Origin of the sequence: uncultured Lactobacillus sp., assembly GCF_947367125.1 — a bacterium.
GTDB lineage: Bacteria > Bacillota > Bacilli > Lactobacillales > Lactobacillaceae > Lactobacillus.
In genome coordinates this window covers 1-18,107 of sequence record NZ_CANBCQ010000002.1, presented here as the reverse complement: position 1 = coordinate 18,107, position 18,107 = coordinate 1, and the positions used below count along the sequence as shown (strand labels likewise).

Sequence of the window (18,107 nt, the reverse complement as noted above, 5' to 3'; positions counted from 1 at the left end):
GTATCAGATTGATATAATATTAAATTTATTTAAGAAAGGAGCTACATATCATGTTAGAATCACAAAGTTTAGCAACAGTAGAATTACGACGCCACCACCAAAATGATGGTTTATTTTGTGATCCTAAATTATGGTGTGCGACAAATTTTGTTTTAAATAATTAATTGAAATTGACTGATTATTAACAAGGTCCACATTTCTTAATTGGGATGTGGGCTTTTTTTTGTTACAGAAAAGAGAAAGAGTTATGAAAGTTATTAAATTATCCAGTTCAGCTAGTTTACTTATCGGTGCTGTCTTATCCTTAGCAGCTTGTGGTCAAAATGATAAAAACGCAGTTAAAAGTGCGAAGAAATTCCCTGAACAAACCGCACAAAAGACGACTAAAAAAGGTGGTACTTTAACATATGCAATTGAAACTGAAGTTAAGTAAAATTGTGGCTCAAGTTGTTTCAACTAATTCAGCTTCTCAAGCAATTAAAAGTCATAAGTTTGATATCGCCGATGTAGTTAATTCACAATGGCAAGCTGTCAAGGATGCCAAGGATACAAAGTTTGTTGCGAAAATCCCTCTTGCTTATAGTTATCTTGGCTTTAAAGTAGGTAAATGGCAACACGGCAAGAACGTCATGAATTCTAAGGCTAAAATGAACAATAAAGCTTTGAGGCAAGCGATTGCTTATGCAATGAATATTAATCAAGTTGAAAAAAGATATACGCAAGGTTTAACTTCCCGAATTCCTACTTTAACTCCAGAACAATTTGGTGCTTACTTTGATAAAAAGGTTAAAGGTTTTCCATATAATTTAAAGAAAGCTAACCAATTATTAGATCAAGCTGGATACAAGAAGAAGGGTAAGTGGAGAGTACAACCTAACGGCAAGCCATTAAGCATTCATTTAGCTGCGATGACTAAGAGCCAATTATTCAGAATTACATTCAACAATGGAAAAAGATGGGTTTACATGTAAGTTTAACTGGCAATAGATTAATGGAATTCAATTCTTTCTATGACAAATTGGATCAAGATGATAAGAATATTGATATGTACATTGCTTCTTGGCTATTATCTAGTGAACCATCACCTGCAGGAATTTATGGTGAGACTGGTGCAATGAACGATTCTAGATTTGCGACCAAGGAGAATAACAAGTTACTTGATGACATTGATTCCAAGAAGGCCTTTAATCATGATTATCGGATTAAAGCATTCCATAAGTGGCAACAATATATGAATGATGAAGCTTATATCGTACCACTAATTAATTCTTATTCTATTAAGGCAGTTAACAGCAAATTGGTTAACTATTCGCTTAAACCTGCAGATGCCAATAGTATTTGGTATAAGGTTGGGTTTAGTAAGTAAAATATAAATTTAAATACTATCAGAGGGTTGAACGATATTTTTACCACGATAAGTTCAACCCTCTTATTTTGTTTAAATCTTTGATACAATAGACATGATTAAATAAATAGGGTGTGATCTAAATTCTAAAATCTAAACGGCATTTCATATTTTTAGGAGTTGCAGGAATAACTTATTATTCCTGGCTCTTAATCGTTCTGTTTATCGCCTTTATCTTAGGCTATGAAGGGAACAAAACAATTAGTATACCTGGAATAGTAGTTGGGGTCATTTTTGTGCTGTTGGCAATCTATACTTGGACTTTTTCTTATTTACAAAAAGATAAGGATAAACTAATCCTTAAATTGCCATATCGTTCAAAAGTAAAAGTTGATCAAATGACTTTGCGTTCAAGTTGGCACAACTTTCAGATTTATCAATTAAAAAGTGATTACCAAAACTATTCTATTTTAATGATGTCTAGAAAGAAGAATAAACAATAATGAAGTCAGATATTGAAATCGCACAAGAAACTAAAGAATTACCAATTAATGAAATTGCCGCTAAGGTTAACTTAAAGGCAGAGGATTTAGAGCCTTATGGCTATGATAAAGCAAAGATTAATTGGCCAGCAATTAATCGCATTCGTCGTGGTAAGAAGTTAGGCAAGTTGGTCTTGGTAACTTCGATTTCACCTACTCCTGCTGGGGAAGGTAAGTCTACGATTACAATTGGCTTGGGGGATGCAATTCACAATCAATTACATCAAAATACCATGATTGCCTTGCGTGAACCTTCAATGGGGCCTGTTTTTGGCTTAAAAGGTGGAGCTACTGGTGGTGGTAGAGCGCAAATTATTCCAATGGAAGACATTAATTTGCACTTTACTGGTGACATGCACGCCTTAACCGCTGCAATTGATACTTTAGCTGCTTTAGTTGACAACTATATTTATCAAGACAATAGTTTAAATATTGATCCAGAGCGAATTTTACTCAAACGGGGACTTGACGTTAACGATCGTGCTTTAAGAAAGATTACCGTTGGTCAAGGTTCCAAGTTTAATGGCATTGAACACCAAGCTAGCTTTGCCATTACTGTTGCCAATGAATTAATGGCAATTCTTTGCTTAGCTACGGATATTGATGACTTGAAGAGCAGAATTGGTGACATGTTAGTCGGTTATACCAAGGATGATCAACCAGTTTATGTTAAGCAATTAGGATTTCAAGGGGCGATTGCAGCCTTATTGTCGAATGCCTTAAAGCCTAACTTGGTTCAAACCCTTGAACATACACCTGCTTTAGTTCATGGTGGACCTTTTGCCAACATTGCCCACGGCGCTAACTCAGTAATTGCAACAAACTTAGCTTTACATTTAAGTGATTATGTTTTAACTGAAGCTGGTTTTGGTAGTGATCTTGGTGGTCAAAAGTTTATGGACTTTGTCTCAAAACACTTAGACAAAACACCTGATGCTGCGGTAGTGGTTGCTACCGTACGGGCATTGAAATATCAGTCATTAAGGTCAACTGACTACTTAGATGAAGAAAACTTAGATGCATTAAAAGAAGGCTTTAAGAACTTAGAGCGGCATATGAATAATATGCGTTCATACAATGTGCCAGTGATGGTTCTGATCAATCGCTTTGCTTCAGATACGGAACAAGAACTTGCTTTACTCAAGGAATTAATTGAAGAACAAGGTGTTAAAGCCGCAGTAGTTACTTATCATGGCGAAGGCTCAAAAGGCGGCGTTGAAGCTGCCCAAGCAGTTATTGATCTAGCTAATTCTAATACTGCAGATTTAACGCCAACTTATGCAGATGATGACGATGTTAAAGACAAAATTGAAAAAGTTGCTACTAAGATCTATCATGCTGCAGGCGTTGAATATAGCGACAAAGCTGAAAAACAAATCTCTGAATTACGAAAACTAGGTAAAGCCAACTTACCTGTAATTATTGCTAAGACTCAATATTCATTCAGTGATAATAAAAATGAGTTAGGTGCTCCAACCAATTTTAAGCTTCATGTCAAAGGAATTAGTTTAAAAAATGGTGCTCGCTTTATCGTAGTTACGACTGGTCATGTCTTAGATATGCCAGGTTTACCAAAGCACCCAGCTGCTTTGGATATCGATGTTGATAATAATGGTAAAATTAGCGGGTTATTTTAAAAAGATATGCAGTTTTTATATTTAATTATTTCATTAGTCGTTGTTCTTGCTGATCAAGGACTTAAACATTATATTGTTGCCAATTATGCTGTCGGTGAAGTACATCAGGTGGTTCCTGGAATCCTTTCTTTCAATTATTTACAGAATGATGGTGCAGCCTGGAATATTTTAACCGGACAAATGTGGCTCTTTTATATCATCAGTATTATTGCCATCGGTGTCTGCTTGTACTTTCTTTTTAATAAAAAATACAAGAATACGCTTTTTGATGTAGGTTTAGCCCTCATCTTAGGTGGAATCCTCGGCAATTTTATTGATCGTTTGCACTTAAAGTATGTGGTTGACATGCTTCAGCTTGATTTTATTCACTTCAATATTTTTAATATTGCAGATTCCGCAATTACGGTTGGAGTAATCATTGTGTTCATTTATCTAATTTTTGTTGAAGGTAAGGAAGGACAAAATGACTAAAGAATATTCTCTTGAAGTTAAGAATGAAAAAGGGCGTTTAGATAAGTTTGTTTCAGAACAGATTCCAGATTTGTCACGGACTAGGGTTAAAGAACTAGTTAAAGATAAAAATATTCTAGTGAATGGCAAGAATGAAAAAGTATCGTATAAAATTCAAGCAGGGGATAAGATAGAAGTTAATATTCCAGCGGTTAAACCGTTGGATGTTGTTCCTGAGAATATCCCACTTGATATTGTGTATGAAGATGATGATGTGATTGTAGTTAACAAACCACAAGGAATGGTTGTACATCCCGCACCGGGTCATCCAGATCATACCCTGGTTAATGCCTTGCTGTATCATACCAAGGAGTTAGCACAATCGCCAGAAGGATTTCGACCAGGGATTGTCCATAGGATTGATAAAGATACTTCTGGCTTATTAATGATTGCCAAAAATCCTAAAGCGCGGGAATCATTGGAGGACCAACTAGCTCATAAAACCAATAAGCGTCTTTATTTAGCCATCGTCCATGGTAATTTTGCGGAAGAAAATGGTGTAATTGATGCTCCAATTGGTCGCAATCCTTATGATCGCAAGAAAATGGCAGTTGTTGAAACTGGTAAAAAAGCAATCACTCATTTTAAGGTACTAGAACAATTTAAAGGTTATAGTTTAATTGAATGTCAACTGGAAACCGGAAGGACCCATCAAATCAGAGTTCACCTTGATTATATTGGTCATCCAGTTGCTGGTGATCCTTTGTATGGGCCACGCAAGACTTTATCAGGTCATGGTCAGTTTTTGCATGCTAAGGTTTTAGGTTTTGAGCATCCACGAACTGGTAAATGGCTCGAATTTAGTGTAGAGCCACCTCAAATTTTTCAAGATACCTTATCTAAATTAGAACGAGCAAGTAAGTGATAAAATGAAACGTTATTTGATTTTAGAAGATGGTAGTTCTTTTCCGGGTGAAGGAATTGGCGCCAGTATTATTTCAACTGGTGAGTTGGCAATTCAGACAGCCAATTTTGGGTATCAAGAAGCACTTACCGATCCAACTAATGCGGGAAAAATATTAGTCTTTACTTCGCCAATGATTGGCAATAATGGTATTAATGCAATTGATTATGAGAGTATTGATCCTGTAGTTAAAGGGATTATTGCGAATGATATCGCTTTAAATATCTCAGATAGTGAAAATTTTGAGGATTTAAGTTCTTTTTTGAAAGAAAAGAATATTCCTGCAATTTTTAAGGTTGATACTCGTGCACTAGTTCATCGTTTAATGGAAGAAGGCACCATCAAGGCGTCAATCATGGATACCGATGATGAGCATGCTTTTGATCAGATTAAGGCATTGGTTTTACCTAAAAATAAATCTGCGACTGTTTCAACTAAGAATGCATATGCCTCTCCAAACGTGGGTAGAACTGTAGCGGTTCTGGATTTAGGCTTGAAGCACTCCATGTTGCGGGCTCTATCTTTACGGAAGGTGAATGCGACAGTTTTGCCTTATAATGCTAGTTCAATTGATATTGAGAACTTGCGACCTGAAGGAATTATTATTTCTAATGGTCCTGGGAAACCAGAAGAAATTATTGATAAGCTAATCCCTGTTTTAGATCATTTTTATGGTAAGTATCCAATTTTGGGTATTGGCTTAGGTTTCTTGGTTCTAAGTGATTATCTTGGTTTTGAATTAGTTAAGCTGCCACAAGGATTTGACGGTATTAATTATCCAGTTATTGAGCAAAATACTAATACGATTTGGCAGACATCTATGAATATTGATCAACTAGCTCTGCCCGACAGTGTGAGGATGAATATGAATCGGGAATATTTTGATTTACATAGTGAATTGTTAGCTGGTTTTTGGAATAACAAGGATAAGTTAATCGCAACTGCTTTTAATCCCGAAGGTGCACCTGGCAGTAATGATGCAGATGAAATTTTTGATTATTTTTTACAAATGATGGGGTAGTTATATGCCATTAGAAAACGATTTAGATAAAGTTTTAATTATCGGATCAGGCCCTACTTTAATCGGTAGTGTTGCAGAAATGGATCTTATGGCAACTGAGGCAATTAATGCCCTGACAGAAGAGGGAATTCAAGTTGTTTTAGTTAATCCTAATCCAGCTACAATTTCAACTGATAAAAGACCTGGCGTAACTGTTTACCTTGAGCCAATGACACTCGATTTTCTTAAAAGAATTTTACGAATGGAAGAACCAGATGCCATTATGACTGCGTATGGTTCGACTAATGGCTTGAAGGTTGCACATAAGCTCTTGCAAGATGGTATTTTAGAGCAAATGGGGATTCAATTACTAACTTTGAATTCTCGTGCTTTGCAAATGGGTAATCAGCAGAAAAGAACTGAATTATTGACTAAATTGCATATTGATACCGGTCAATCTTGGGAACTTAGTCAAGGTATTCAAGATAATTTGGATAATTCATTAGAAATTATTAATGAAAAAGTTACTTTCCCAGTGTTGGTTACCAAATACAATCGCTTTGTTCACAATGAGCATTTACGATTTGAAAATGCCCAAGACTTAGTTAATTACTTTAAAGAAGAAAAACAAAACGATAATTTTACCTGGAAGAATTATCGTTTGACTGAAGATTTATCTACTTGGGAAGAAATTATCGTTGATGTGATTCGCGATAAAGATGGTAATTTAGCATTTATTAATTTTGCTGGATCAATTGAAGCGGTAGGTATTAATTCAGGGGACTCTGCAGTAGTAATGCCATCTTTAACCTTAAATAATGATCATATTCAAGAGTTAAGAGCAGCTGTTAGAAAGATCATTTCTAAACTTGAATTAGTTGGTTTTGCTAGTTTTCATTTTGCAGTTAAACATCATGGTACTCAAATTCAGTCAAAATTATTGACTATTCGCCCCCGTTTAACTCGAAGCTCAGTTTGGGCACAAAGAATCGGTATGTATGATGTTGGTTATATTGTCAGCAAAGTGGCAATTGGTTATCGTTTGAATGAAATTACTGACCCACTATCTGGACTTAATGCTTCAATTGAGCCAACATTAGATGCCGTTGCAATTAAAATGCCATATTGGTCATTTGCGGAATCTGGTTATAATCATTATTTATTAGGTAGTCGGATGCAAGCCAGTGGGGAAGCAATGGGCGTTGGTCGTAATTTTGAAACATCATTTTTAAAAGGAATAGATGCAACAATTAACTTAGAATTAGGTTGGCAGGTTTTTATTCAAGAAATCAAAAAATCTACTGCTGATATTTTAACTGATCTAGCGCATCCCGATGAATTACATTTAATAAAATTGTTGGCTGCAATTGAACAAGAAATACCATACTCTGAATTGCAAAAAGTAATCTATTTGCATCCAGTTTATTACCAAAAATTGCTTCATATTGTAAAAATTGGACAGGATTTGTGGCAAAACCAAGATGAACCTTCAGCTGATTTACTGCATGAAGCGAAAGATTACGGCTTCTTTAACCCGTTGTTAGCTAAAATTTTACAAAAGCCAGTTACTGAAGTGCGTGCTTTGCTTAATGAAATAAATCTGCAGCCATCATATTTGAAGATAGATGGATCGGCAGGTATCTATAGACCTAATGTTTGTGCATATTATGGCGCATATGGCGTTCAAAACGAGGCGCATGATCTATCTGCTGAAAAGAAGATATTAATTTTGGGTATGTTGCCATTACAGGTTTCAGTAACTAGTGAATTTGATTATATGATTGCGCATGCAGCTAAAACTTTACATAAGAATGGCTATGTTACAGTGCTTTTATCAAATAATGATGAATCAATTTCTTCAAGCTATAAGAATATCGATCGGGTTTATTTTGACTCAATTACAGTTGAAAACATCCTGACCGTTGCTCGACGAGAACATATTACTGATGTATTAGTGCAATTTTCTGGCAAGAGAGTTAGTGCATTGAGTAAGGAATTAGAAGAATGTGGTCTGCATATTATTGGGCAAAAAGTAAATGAGGATCCACGTGATAGAATTAATGCCTTGCTTAATCAACAATTTACCGATTTAAAGCGAGTACCAGCATTGAAGACAACCGATAAAGATCAAGTTTTTGCTTTTGCTTCTGAATATGGCTTCCCATTGTTGATTGGTGGCATGAATAAAGAAAACAAGCAAAAATCTGCTGTTGTTTATGATATCCCAGCAATCGAAAAATATTTAGCTGAAAACCAACTTGATCAAATAGCCATTTCTCGTTTTATTGAAGGAAATAAATACGAAGTAACAGCTATCTCTGATGGAGATAATGTTACTTTGCCAGGGATAGTTGAGCATCTAGAACAAACTGGATCGCATGCGTCTGACTCGATTGCAGTAATTCAACCACAAAATTTGACTGCAGCACAGCAAAGTGAGATTGAACAAGCATCGATTAAATTAGTTAAAAAATTAAGAACAAAAGGAATTTTTAACTTACACTATTTGTTTGTTAATGGCTATCTATATTTATTGCAAATCAAACCATATGCTGGACATAATGTAGCTTTTTTATCTAAGTCACTAGACAAGGATATTACTGCTTGTGCTACAGAGGCCTTAATTGGTAAAAATTTGGTAGAATTAGGTTATCCAAATGGTTTATGGAAAACGAGCGACTTTATTCATATTAAGATGCCAGTATTTTCGTTTCTAAATTATTCAAGTGGAAATACTTTTGATTCAAATATGAAATCGTCAGGTTCTGTAATGGGGCGTGATACGCAGCTAGCTAAAGCTTTATATAAAGGTTATGAAGCAAGTGATTTACATATTCCAAGTTATGGTACAATTTTTATCTCAGTTAGAGATGAAGATAAGGACCGAGTAACAAAATTAGCCCGCCGTTTTGACTGCTTAGGTTTTAAATTAATTGCTACTGAAGGAACAGCTAATATGTTTGCGGAAGCTGGGATTACTACAGGAGTAGTCGAAAAGGTTCATAAAAATCCTAGAAATTTGCTAGATAAAATTCGTCAACATAAAATTGTGATGGTTGTTAATATTACTAATTTATCTGATGCAGCTAGTGAAGATGCTTTACGTATTAGAGATGAAGCGTTAAATACGCATATCCCTGTTTTTTCAAGTATTGAAACAGCAGAATTAATTTTAGATGTTTTAGAATCATTAGCTTTAACAACACAACCGATTTAAATAAAAAAAGCAAAGCCAATATAGCTTTGCTTCAGTGAAAGTCATCAAATTCTAAATTTGATGACTTTTTTATTTTTCTATTTTTTTACTCATAACTTCTTTTTCTTCGGGAGTTACTTCAATTGAATTCTGTCCAGTGTAGATTACAAAACCTGGTTTAGCACCATTCGGCTTTTTAACTCGTTTATCTTGAACATAATCAACTTGCACGTGAGCAGAATTTTTAGCTTTGGAAAAGTATGCTGCAATTTCAGCTACTTCTTTAATATCTTGGTCGGTAGGTTGATCATCACGCAAAATCACATGTGATCCTGGTATATTTTTAACATGGAACCAGTAGTCAGATTTATTGGCCTTCTTTAAAGTCAACCAATCATTTTGATAATTATTTTTGCCAACTAGCACATGTTTACCAGACGAAAGTCGAAATTCATTTAAATTACGTTCAGTAATTTTCTTTTTACGTTTATTCTTCTTTTGCTTATGAAGATATCCTTGATTAATCAATTCATCTGTAATTTGATCAATATCTTGTGGATCAGCATTATCAATAGCTGTTTGAATTGAATCAAAGTAGCGAATATTTTCCTTGGCAATTCGAAGTTGTTCATTAACGTGTTTAATAGAATCTCTTAACTTTTTATAACGAGTAAAATACTTTTGCGCATTACGAGCAGGTGAGAGAGCAGGATCTAACTTAATTTCAAGAGGAGCATTATTTTCATAATAGTTAGGCAACGAAACTTTGTTCATCCCAGGTTTTACCTGAGCTAAATTCGCGTTTAATATTTCTCCTTTAATACGATAGCCTTCTGATTTTTCAGCTAGATCTAACTGCTTTTCAAGCTTTTTAACTTTTTTAGTTAATTTCTTTTGTTCATTTTTTACCACACGTTCAACTTGGCTGGCACGTTGCTTAACCCAATCACGAGTTGCTTGATATTCATAAAATTCATCTAGGCCAGCATTTAAATCAGGATTAGAACTTTCTTTTTCTAAGTCTAAATGATATGGCAAGTAGCAAAAAATCTTTCTTTTATTTCTAGAAGTCTTTAAGACGAATGCACGAGGATTATCAAATTGGGTAAAGAAGGTTTTAAAAGATGAATAACTATAGTCGTCTTCGAGATAACCTAATAACTCGTTTCGGTCATCCTTATCTAAACCATCCATCTTTTGGACAAGGTCACTAGATTCGTTTTCATTACTAAGTTGCTTAAATTCTGTTTCTGATAAAGTCAAACCATTTATGCCTGGCTTTAATGGTGGCAGTTCATATTTAGCCTTTGGCAATAAAATCCGAGCTCTATTTTCATCAGGATTAATTCGTTTAAGCAAATCGATAATATGATTGTCTTCTTGATTGTAGAGAATGACGTTACTATGCCGTCCCATTAATTCTACTGAAAGTACAAGTTTAACTTGATCACCTAATTCATTTCGATTGCTAAAATGAAAGTTTATAATTCGATCTAGTCCCACTTGCTCAATAGATTGTAGAACGGATCCTTCTAAGTATTTTCGCAATACCATTACGAAAATAGGTGCTTTGTCAGGGTTTGCAATATTTTGCTTGGTCAAATACATTCTTGGATATTGTGCATTGGCCGAAATTAAAAATTGATAATTCTTTCTATTTTTTCTAAAAATTAAGACTAAGTCTTGATCAAATGGTTGATAAATTTTTGATAGACGACCACCTACTAGGGTAGGAGTTAAGTCTTGTAATAAACTATGGATAAATAATCCATCAAATGCCATAAATATCACCTCAAAATACGCTTAATATTATATCAATTTTTGGATAGTTTCTAAAACAATTATATTTATAAGACGAAACTAATTGATGCTTTAGCTCATTGACTAAGGCCAATTGTTTCACGTGCCTTGGCAATATTGCAACGTTGCATAATACAACCAGATTAATGTGTTGTGTTATACAACAATCTGATAAATAACCCTTTTAGTATTATCAAATGCTTAATTTAATGATAAAATACATGTATATAGTTAATCTACATTGGAAAAAGGACCATACGTATGGATGTATTATTTTTTAGTACGATTGCGGATCGAGTGAAAAAAGAAATAAATCACAAATGTGGCTTAAATATTTCACAAACTCGAATTTTGCTGTTTTTTGATGAAAATGAGAATCAAGCATTGGCGATGGGGAAACTGGCCGAGGCACTTAATATCTCACTATCAACATTAAGTCGACAATTACAACAAAAGAAAACCAAAAGTTTTATCAATATTGCTAGATCAGAAAAAGACTCAAGCAAAATTGTGAATTTGAGTGAAGCAGGTGCTGCTAAAGCACGAGAGCTTAAAAAAACTCTGACTAAAATTGAGAATTTGCTATTTATCTATTTTGATAGAGATGCTGCTAATTTTTTTATTAAGCAATTAAGTCGAGTTGCTGATACTTCTGTGTCTTTAGAAAAAATGGAATAGGTGCGTAATAGGCGCCTTTATGCTATAATTCTCCTATATAATTAATAAAAATGGGAAGGATTAATAAATTGAAAATTGCATTAGTTACTGACAGCACCAGTGTCTTAACTGATCAAGAAGTTAAAGACAACAATATTAATGTAGTTCCTATTCCTGTTATTGTGGGGAATAAAGAATATTTAGAAGGCGTTAATATTACTTCTGCACAACTTTTTGAAATGGAACGGGAAGGTGCTGCTTTTCCTAAAACTTCACAACCCAGCATGGGTAAAATGATAGAGCTATGTAATAAGCTCCATGAAGAGGGCTATGAAGCCATTATCGCTATTACCCTATCTAGTGGTATTTCAGGCTTTTACCAAAATATGGTAAATATGGCTCACAATAATCCTGAATATAATTTGTATCCATATGATTCTAAAATGACTGTTAGATTGCAAGGTTACTTAGTATTAGCTGCTGCAAAAATGATCAAAAATGGTATGACACCAGAAGCCATTTTAAAGAAGCTAGATGAGATACGTAAGACAATTGATGAATTCTTTGTGGTAGATGATCTTAAAAACCTTAGTCGTGGTGGTCGTTTGAGCAATGCTGGTGCCTTTATTGGTACAATGCTTCAAATTAAACCTTTGCTGACTTTTAATGAAGAAGGAAAGATCGTTGCTTTTGATAAGATTAGATCGTTAAAGCGCGCAGTTTCTAAAGTTGAAAAATTAACCTTGGAAAAGACAGCAGACTTGCCTTATAAAGATAAGCTACGTTTGTTTGTATTTCACTCAAATGATTTGAAGCAAGCAGAGCAAATTAAGCAGTTTGTCAACGAAAACTTCCCAGATAAACCGGTTGATGTTGCTGAATTTAGTCCAGTAATTGCTACACACTTAGGCGAAAAATCTATTGCGATTGCTTGGATGCTTGATATTAATAAGCTTGAACTAAAATAGAATAAACTGGATTAAGAAGTGTAGTGAAAGCTACGCTTTTTTTATGTTTGAATTGATAATAATATTTATATTATCAATTGTAAAAGACAAGCCCACCCATAATATTTTTCAAATTGCAGTCTTTTCGAATTTTATAACAATATAATTATAGCTAAAGACAGCCACAAATAGCCATAACTTTTATATTATTACGATCTATGGAATACAATTTTGCTGAAAGTACAAATATTAATTCAGGCAAATTACCAAAAACAGTCTATCTGTACAATTGCAGATATTTCTACTGGTGGACAGAGCAGAAAAATATGATGTATCCCCAATAATGGATAATGCTTTTATTTATTAAGGATTGTCAAAATTTAGATAACTCTCTGAGCACTTCTTCGGCAATGATGCTGCCTTCCATAGGGGATATAGTGTAAGCTAGTAATCAAAGCAAAAAGCAAAAGGAATATAAAAGTAAAGCTAAAGTAAAGCTATAGTATTATTGCCAAAGATTGGCAGGATTATAAATTTAATTGTGATCTCTATCGTAGATCTCCAATATAAAAACCGAGTTAGAACATGCAATACTTCCAACTCGGTTTTTGAATTAATTAGAAACTATTCAGTTTTTTTGATCTTCTTTAGCTATTTCATTTAATGCAGCCCGCTGCTTCTTTTGATCAACATGAGTATATAAATCGGTTGCTGAGGTGCCTTTTTGTCCTAATTGTTGTGCCACTAATACTTGGTCCTTGGTTACTTCATAGAGCTCAGAGGCTACTGTATGACGAAGCTTATGTGGAGTGAGAGGATGCCCAAAGGCTGCAGAGTATTTATTAATCATTTTTTCGATAGCATTAGTAGTAATACGACGTGTTTGACCGTGCCATTGGGTTAGAAAGAAGGCTACTTGTTTATCATCAACATGATACCGTTCATTGCGGATATCCTTATATTGCTTAATGTAAGGAAGTGTCCAGGAGGCAATTGGCACGCTATCTTTTTGACCACCTTTTCTAGTTACATCTAATACAGCTTCTTTTAAATTTAAATCGCTTAGATCAACTCCAGCACATTCAGATACCCGAATACCAGTACCTAAAATTAATGCTGCAATTGCTAAGTCGCGTTCTTTGTTCTGTTTAAATCCAGTCTTAGCTTGTTGATTGCATTGATTAATGTAATCTTGATCAATGAACTTTAAAAATTCAAATTTCAACTTGCCAGTATACATATGACTTTCTAGTACGTGTGCACGATAATTAAGGGTTTGCGTATCATTCAGAGAATTAATCTTAAGCATCACATTACGTTCGAAGTAAGGTTCACCATGATTATTATCAGCAGTGATGGTTAAGAATTTAAATAGTGAACGCAAAGCATTAATTGAGCGATTAATCGTCGTAGGAGAATTCAATCGTCCTTGTTTGTTTCGGGTATGACCTAAGTAATCGATGTACATCATTATGTCATTTCTTCTTAGGTTAGCTAAGGTATCTGTAGTAACATGCATATTATCCGGAGCGGAGGAGATGTTCTCTTGACGTAGCCAATTAAAGAAACGACGAATCTCGGTTAAATACTGATAAGTAGTAGTTAATGAGTGGTTAGTACCAAGATTAAATTGTTTAACAAAATCAGGTAGCTTGTTTAACTCAATCTGAATTAATTCTAAGTATTTAGCAGTTTCCATATTTACTCCCTTCGCGAACTAATGTTTATATTATATCATATGAAGATCTTAGTCATAAAAAATCACCTATTCTTAAGAATAGGTGATAAAAACAGTCTAATTTAAAATTACTTGCGTTCATTTCAAACGTAAATATCTATAGTACTAACGTAAAGGATATGATTGCAACTAACTTAACTTAGATAATCATGTTACTATAACTAGAATACTAGCAACGCTTATGAAAAACTCTCAGCATTCTAATTATAGCAACAGTGATTGCTCGTTAGTAAGTAAAGCCAAATTACATTAAGTAACTCAAGTATTACTTACAAACATATGTTGTTTGTATGGTACAACATACTTTCAATTGCTTATTTTATGCCCTTTAGCAGTAATGATCAAGTAAAATATAACATTTTTTATAAAAATAGTTTATCTTTCTTGTTAGTCGTAATTTTTTACTAAACATTGTACAATAGATAGAAATACTTTAGTGAGATGAGGAAAAATCATGACAGAAGAAATTAGTGTAAACTTTCAAGCCAAAAATCCTAGTGGCATCAAATTATTGAATCGTTTGTATGATGGGCATTTAGTTTTAAACGATATTGGAGTTAGACTAGATGAACAGTTGAGTAATGAAGATGAAGAATTGACGGTACCAACTCAAGAAGATGTAAATAACTTAAGTGAGACTTTTGGTAAAACTGTAACAGTATTCACGGATATTGCTGATGCTTATGGGGATGTAAATAATTTTGCGGACAATTTTGGTGGTACTACTAAAGAATTTGCTCAAAAATTAATTACTGAGATGGTAGATTTTAATAATGGTATTGCAGATATTGGCGATACCGAAGGTGGTTTAGCAAATTATAACAATGATAAGCTCAATGATTGGATTAACCAAGTAATGGGAGACATTGTTGAAACTAATGATGCATTTAATGCTTTAATTAATGATAAATAAAGAAAAGCCAGTCCTCAACTAAGGATTGGCTTTTTGGTTAATTAGCTTTTAAACTTGACATTGGATATACGGTGTAATCAGCACGATAGACAAATAATCGGTGTCCATCAATGACAAACTGAGTCGCATTCTTCATATCACTCTTATGAATGGACACATGATTACCAACAAAGACAGCAATTGGCATCCCTAGTTGACTTCTAATCATAACTACTCTAGAACTGCCACTCCAGTCATTTTTAAAGTTTTGATACATCGTATTTAATAATGGAACAGAACGATTTTGATCATCAATTTTAACTTTTTTATTAAAGTAATCTTCGTAATTCTTTAATCCTTCGTATGCAATCATTGTAGAGCCAACATGAATCATGCGATTACTGCCGTAGTCAACGTCAATTACGCTAGATTTTTCAGTTCCAGTACTATTTTTTTGTGACATCTTTTTGTCGATATGAATATTGACTGACTTAGCTCTAATCTGGTCAATTTTTTGTCCATTAGAATCATAAGTTGATACAGTTAATGGTAAGGCACCGATCTTAGAACGCATAGATAGTTCCCAGTTTTGGAAGTTGCTACAAGCGGTAAGAGACAGCAATAGTGCTCCTAAGCCAAAGAAGAGTGCAAGCTTCTTTTTCAGTTTCATTTTTGTCAGATCCTCGTTTCTAATATAATGCTTTAATTTTATCATGATCTATCAAGGGATGCAGGGAAATGAATTATGGAGTTAGGGATGCACATGAAAAAACCAGTAAGTTTATGCACTTACTGGTTGAAATAAATTAGAATTTGTCTGCTTTAACGTAAGCATTTTTGCCAACACGGTAGTATGCTTCGTTATTGATGTAGTGTTTAGGGCCATATGTTTTAATTGGTGAACCTGATTTTTTGGTGGCCCATTTAGTATTTACTGAACCATTATTTTTGTAAACAGCGGCATCGGCCTTGAATACTCTCGAATTGCCTAACACATTGCTTGCCATAACATATTTATCTTCACCAACGCGAATCATTGATTTGCTGTTGATTTTCACTTTATTGCCATAGTAAGTGATAGAATCATATGCTTTATAAAAGCTACCAGTACGATTACCATTTTTATCATACTCATATGATTTGTACATTACAGTAGCGGTTTTCTTAACATTTGAGGCTTTAGGGGCTTGTGAGACCGGAGCGCCCGAGATTGATAATGGCAAAATAGCAATATTACCATCGGTATTCATTCCACGCCAGTTGTCTGTAAACTGCCAAATTGCTACTCCATCCATTGAAGGGAAGTATTTAAAATTAGGTTTATCTACACGACCTGAAATAGTATATGCCGCCACCCAGAGTGAATTAGGATACTTTTTTACAATTGATGGGGTATTAATATTATTTTGTAAAACTGATGAACTAGCATAAAGAAGTGGTTGATAGCCAGCAGCTTTGACTTGATCCATAAAAGCAATAATTGCATTGGCTGTAACATTTTTACCGTTAGTGATGATATTACCTTGACCAGTTTCATAATCACAAGCTAAATAGGAACCAGCAGGTAAGCCTAAGGCCTTGGCTGAAGAAATAGCATATTGAGCCTCGCGTTTGGCAGCGGAAGCATTTGAACTAAATGTTGCAAAATGATAGGCCATTGGCATCATATCGTTAGCAATAGCTGATTTAATTTGGCTGGCTGCTTTAGGATTGCGGTAAGTCGTACCTTCACTTACTTTAACAATAGCAAATTGAGATCCTGCCTTGGCATGAGCAGTTAAGTCAGCACTTTGATAGCTAGCAACGTCAATCCCCAATGCTTTAGCTGCAACAGAAGTTGATGAAGCTTGTACAATACTGTTTGAACCAATGAATTGATTCATTTGAGGTAAAAGTCTAGTTCCTGCATTAGTTAGCATAGTAGCACAAGCCAATTTGACAATTACTCTTTTTTTAAACAAATTAATTCCTCCATATCAGTGGAGAGAAATGTATCTATATCTCTCATATAATGTGTTTATTTTTTACACTTTATAGATTACAGACGTAATCACTAAAAGGCAATAGTCGTGATAATTTATTAATCTATTAGTAATCAAACCGAAATGATTGCAATCAAATTGAGATATTTTGTCGCTTAATTTAATTGCAAGAAATATGCTTAAAATTTAAAGAAAAGTATAAGATAACTGAAATATATAGTTAAGTAATGGCAATCATCAAGTCAATCACGTAAAATAAAGATAGTTAAAGAAAGTGCTTTGTTTAATTAGAAATGTGATAAGATATTTTGCAAGAAAGCAAAGGTGATCAAAATGCTACATTGGATTTGGGTATTAATTGTCGGTGGCGTAATCGGCTTAATTGCTGGTGCTTTAACCGGACATGGTAAATCAATGAATTGGATTGCTAATATTTTAGCCGGATTGATTGGTTCTTCCGTAGGTCAAGCTCTTTTAGGAGAATGGGGGCCGAAAGTTGCTGATATGGCAATTGTACCATCAATTTTAGGTGCAGTTATCTTGGTAATCGTCGTTGCCTTCATTATGAATAAAATTAGCCCCGCAGCGGATTAATATTATTCAAATTATTTTCTAGCTAGATTATAAAAGAGCTGAATCAGGTGTGATTTTGACTGATTTGGCTCTTTTTCTCCTGCCCTGGTTGTGGAGGAGGGGAGATAAAGTGTTAAATAATTGATGATAAACACTAAAAAGTACAACTTTCATTGTATATTCCCATAGCTAAATATGGAGACTGTAAAATAGTTTGTGTAAGGATGGAATGATTCCTTAAATTTATTTCTTTAAACATTAGAAAAAGGAGTTCCTTTCTCGTATGATTGATTTGAACAAATAAACAACATACAGAAAGAAGAACTCCTTCATGAATGATTTTACCAAAGATTTTGCTCAAGCTCTATTCAATCCAGACAAAAT

General features: G+C 34.2%; 15 protein-coding genes and 1 pseudogene. 12 read left to right on the top strand and 4 right to left on the bottom strand.

Going from position 1 to position 18,107, the window contains the following annotated elements:
* The first annotated feature begins 247 nt into the window (after positions 1-247).
* The 8 genes and pseudogenes from Q0Y84_RS01105 (at position 248) to Q0Y84_RS01070 (ending at position 9,155) form a co-directional block, all read left to right on the top strand.
* Positions 248-433, top strand: a complete 186-nt coding sequence (locus Q0Y84_RS01105; RefSeq protein ID WP_297950098.1) for a hypothetical protein — start codon at positions 248-250, stop codon at positions 431-433.
* Positions 345-1,366 (top strand): annotated as a pseudogene (locus tag Q0Y84_RS01100) (ABC transporter substrate-binding protein); the annotation flags it as partial. The gene Q0Y84_RS01105 and the pseudogene Q0Y84_RS01100, both read left to right, overlap by 89 nt.
* Before the next feature lie 146 nt (positions 1,367-1,512).
* On the top strand, positions 1,513-1,848 hold the full coding sequence (locus Q0Y84_RS01095; RefSeq protein WP_366791244.1) for an EbsA family protein: 336 nt from the start codon (positions 1,513-1,515) through the stop codon (positions 1,846-1,848).
* Positions 1,848-3,524, top strand: coding sequence for a formate--tetrahydrofolate ligase (locus tag Q0Y84_RS01090; RefSeq protein WP_297949955.1), 1,677 nt, complete (start codon positions 1,848-1,850; stop codon positions 3,522-3,524). The genes Q0Y84_RS01095 and Q0Y84_RS01090 overlap by 1 nt, the downstream gene beginning before the upstream one ends.
* Positions 3,525-3,530: 6 nt before the next feature.
* Entirely contained in the window at positions 3,531-3,995 is a 465-nt protein-coding gene (gene lspA, locus Q0Y84_RS01085; RefSeq protein WP_297949953.1) for a signal peptidase II, read from the top strand.
* A complete protein-coding gene (locus Q0Y84_RS01080; RefSeq protein WP_297949951.1) occupies positions 3,988-4,899 on the top strand; it encodes an RluA family pseudouridine synthase in 912 nt (303 codons plus the stop codon). The genes lspA and Q0Y84_RS01080 overlap by 8 nt, the downstream gene beginning before the upstream one ends.
* 4 nt (positions 4,900-4,903) lie before the next feature.
* The gene (locus Q0Y84_RS01075) at positions 4,904-5,959 is read left to right on the top strand and encodes a carbamoyl phosphate synthase small subunit (RefSeq protein WP_297949949.1); all 1,056 of its coding nucleotides are present in this window, start codon (positions 4,904-4,906) and stop codon (positions 5,957-5,959) included.
* 4 nt (positions 5,960-5,963) lie between these two features.
* Positions 5,964-9,155 (top strand): carbamoyl phosphate synthase large subunit, encoded by a 3,192-nt coding sequence (locus tag Q0Y84_RS01070; RefSeq protein WP_297949947.1) that lies wholly within the window; start codon positions 5,964-5,966, stop codon positions 9,153-9,155.
* A 69-nt stretch (positions 9,156-9,224) separates the two neighbouring features.
* Here Q0Y84_RS01070 and Q0Y84_RS01065 read toward each other — a convergent pair whose 3' ends face one another.
* A complete protein-coding gene (locus Q0Y84_RS01065) occupies positions 9,225-10,916 on the bottom strand; it encodes an NFACT RNA binding domain-containing protein (protein WP_297949945.1) in 1,692 nt (563 codons plus the stop codon).
* A gap of 279 nt (positions 10,917-11,195) precedes the next feature.
* Here Q0Y84_RS01065 and Q0Y84_RS01060 point away from each other — a divergent pair, with 279 nt between their 5' ends.
* Both Q0Y84_RS01060 and Q0Y84_RS01055 read left to right on the top strand, forming a co-directional pair.
* Complete coding sequence (locus Q0Y84_RS01060) at positions 11,196-11,612, top strand: MarR family transcriptional regulator (RefSeq protein WP_297949943.1); 417 nt, start codon at positions 11,196-11,198, stop codon at positions 11,610-11,612.
* A 68-nt stretch (positions 11,613-11,680) separates the two neighbouring features.
* The gene (locus tag Q0Y84_RS01055) at positions 11,681-12,559 is read left to right on the top strand and encodes a DegV family protein (RefSeq protein WP_297949942.1); all 879 of its coding nucleotides are present in this window, start codon (positions 11,681-11,683) and stop codon (positions 12,557-12,559) included.
* Between the two features lie 607 nt (positions 12,560-13,166).
* Here Q0Y84_RS01055 and xerS read toward each other — a convergent pair.
* A complete protein-coding gene (gene xerS, locus Q0Y84_RS01050; protein ID WP_297949940.1) occupies positions 13,167-14,237 on the bottom strand; it encodes a tyrosine recombinase XerS in 1,071 nt (356 codons plus the stop codon).
* A 493-nt stretch (positions 14,238-14,730) separates the two neighbouring features.
* On the opposite strand from xerS, the gene Q0Y84_RS01045 reads away from it, so the two are divergent.
* Positions 14,731-15,189: a hypothetical protein gene (locus tag Q0Y84_RS01045; RefSeq protein ID WP_297949938.1), complete on the top strand. Its 459-nt coding sequence runs from the start codon at positions 14,731-14,733 to the stop codon at positions 15,187-15,189.
* 37 nt (positions 15,190-15,226) lie between these two features.
* Here Q0Y84_RS01045 and Q0Y84_RS01040 read toward each other — a convergent pair whose 3' ends face one another.
* The gene (locus Q0Y84_RS01040; protein ID WP_297949936.1) at positions 15,227-15,838 is read right to left on the bottom strand and encodes a DUF5052 family protein; all 612 of its coding nucleotides are present in this window, start codon (positions 15,836-15,838) and stop codon (positions 15,227-15,229) included.
* Positions 15,839-15,974: 136 nt separating this feature from the next.
* Positions 15,975-17,129, bottom strand: coding sequence for a GH25 family lysozyme (locus Q0Y84_RS01035; RefSeq protein ID WP_297949934.1), 1,155 nt, complete (start codon positions 17,127-17,129; stop codon positions 15,975-15,977).
* Positions 17,130-17,483: 354 nt separating this feature from the next.
* Between Q0Y84_RS01035 and Q0Y84_RS01030 the strand changes: the two genes are divergently transcribed.
* Positions 17,484-17,744, top strand: a complete 261-nt coding sequence (locus Q0Y84_RS01030; RefSeq protein WP_297949932.1) for a GlsB/YeaQ/YmgE family stress response membrane protein — start codon at positions 17,484-17,486, stop codon at positions 17,742-17,744.
* Positions 17,745-18,107: the final 363 nt, after the last annotated feature.

Excerpts from the sequence above, each read along its gene's own strand:
- Q0Y84_RS01105 (WP_297950098.1), top strand. The coding sequence starts at position 248 with ATGAAAGTTATTAAATTATCCAGTTCAGCTAGTTTACTTATCGGTGCT.
- Q0Y84_RS01090 (WP_297949955.1), top strand. The coding sequence starts at position 1,848 with ATGAAGTCAGATATTGAAATCGCACAAGAAACTAAAGAATTACCAATT.
- lspA (WP_297949953.1), top strand. The coding sequence starts at position 3,531 with ATGCAGTTTTTATATTTAATTATTTCATTAGTCGTTGTTCTTGCTGAT.
- Q0Y84_RS01080 (WP_297949951.1), top strand. The coding sequence starts at position 3,988 with ATGACTAAAGAATATTCTCTTGAAGTTAAGAATGAAAAAGGGCGTTTA.
- Q0Y84_RS01075 (WP_297949949.1), top strand. The coding sequence starts at position 4,904 with ATGAAACGTTATTTGATTTTAGAAGATGGTAGTTCTTTTCCGGGTGAA.
- Q0Y84_RS01070 (WP_297949947.1), top strand. The coding sequence starts at position 5,964 with ATGCCATTAGAAAACGATTTAGATAAAGTTTTAATTATCGGATCAGGC.
- Q0Y84_RS01065 (WP_297949945.1), bottom strand. The coding sequence starts at position 10,916 with ATGGCATTTGATGGATTATTTATCCATAGTTTATTACAAGACTTAACT.
- Q0Y84_RS01060 (WP_297949943.1), top strand. The coding sequence starts at position 11,196 with ATGGATGTATTATTTTTTAGTACGATTGCGGATCGAGTGAAAAAAGAA.
- xerS (WP_297949940.1), bottom strand. The coding sequence starts at position 14,237 with ATGGAAACTGCTAAATACTTAGAATTAATTCAGATTGAGTTAAACAAG.
- Q0Y84_RS01045 (WP_297949938.1), top strand. The coding sequence starts at position 14,731 with ATGACAGAAGAAATTAGTGTAAACTTTCAAGCCAAAAATCCTAGTGGC.
- Q0Y84_RS01040 (WP_297949936.1), bottom strand. The coding sequence starts at position 15,838 with ATGAAACTGAAAAAGAAGCTTGCACTCTTCTTTGGCTTAGGAGCACTA.
- Q0Y84_RS01030 (WP_297949932.1), top strand. The coding sequence starts at position 17,484 with ATGCTACATTGGATTTGGGTATTAATTGTCGGTGGCGTAATCGGCTTA.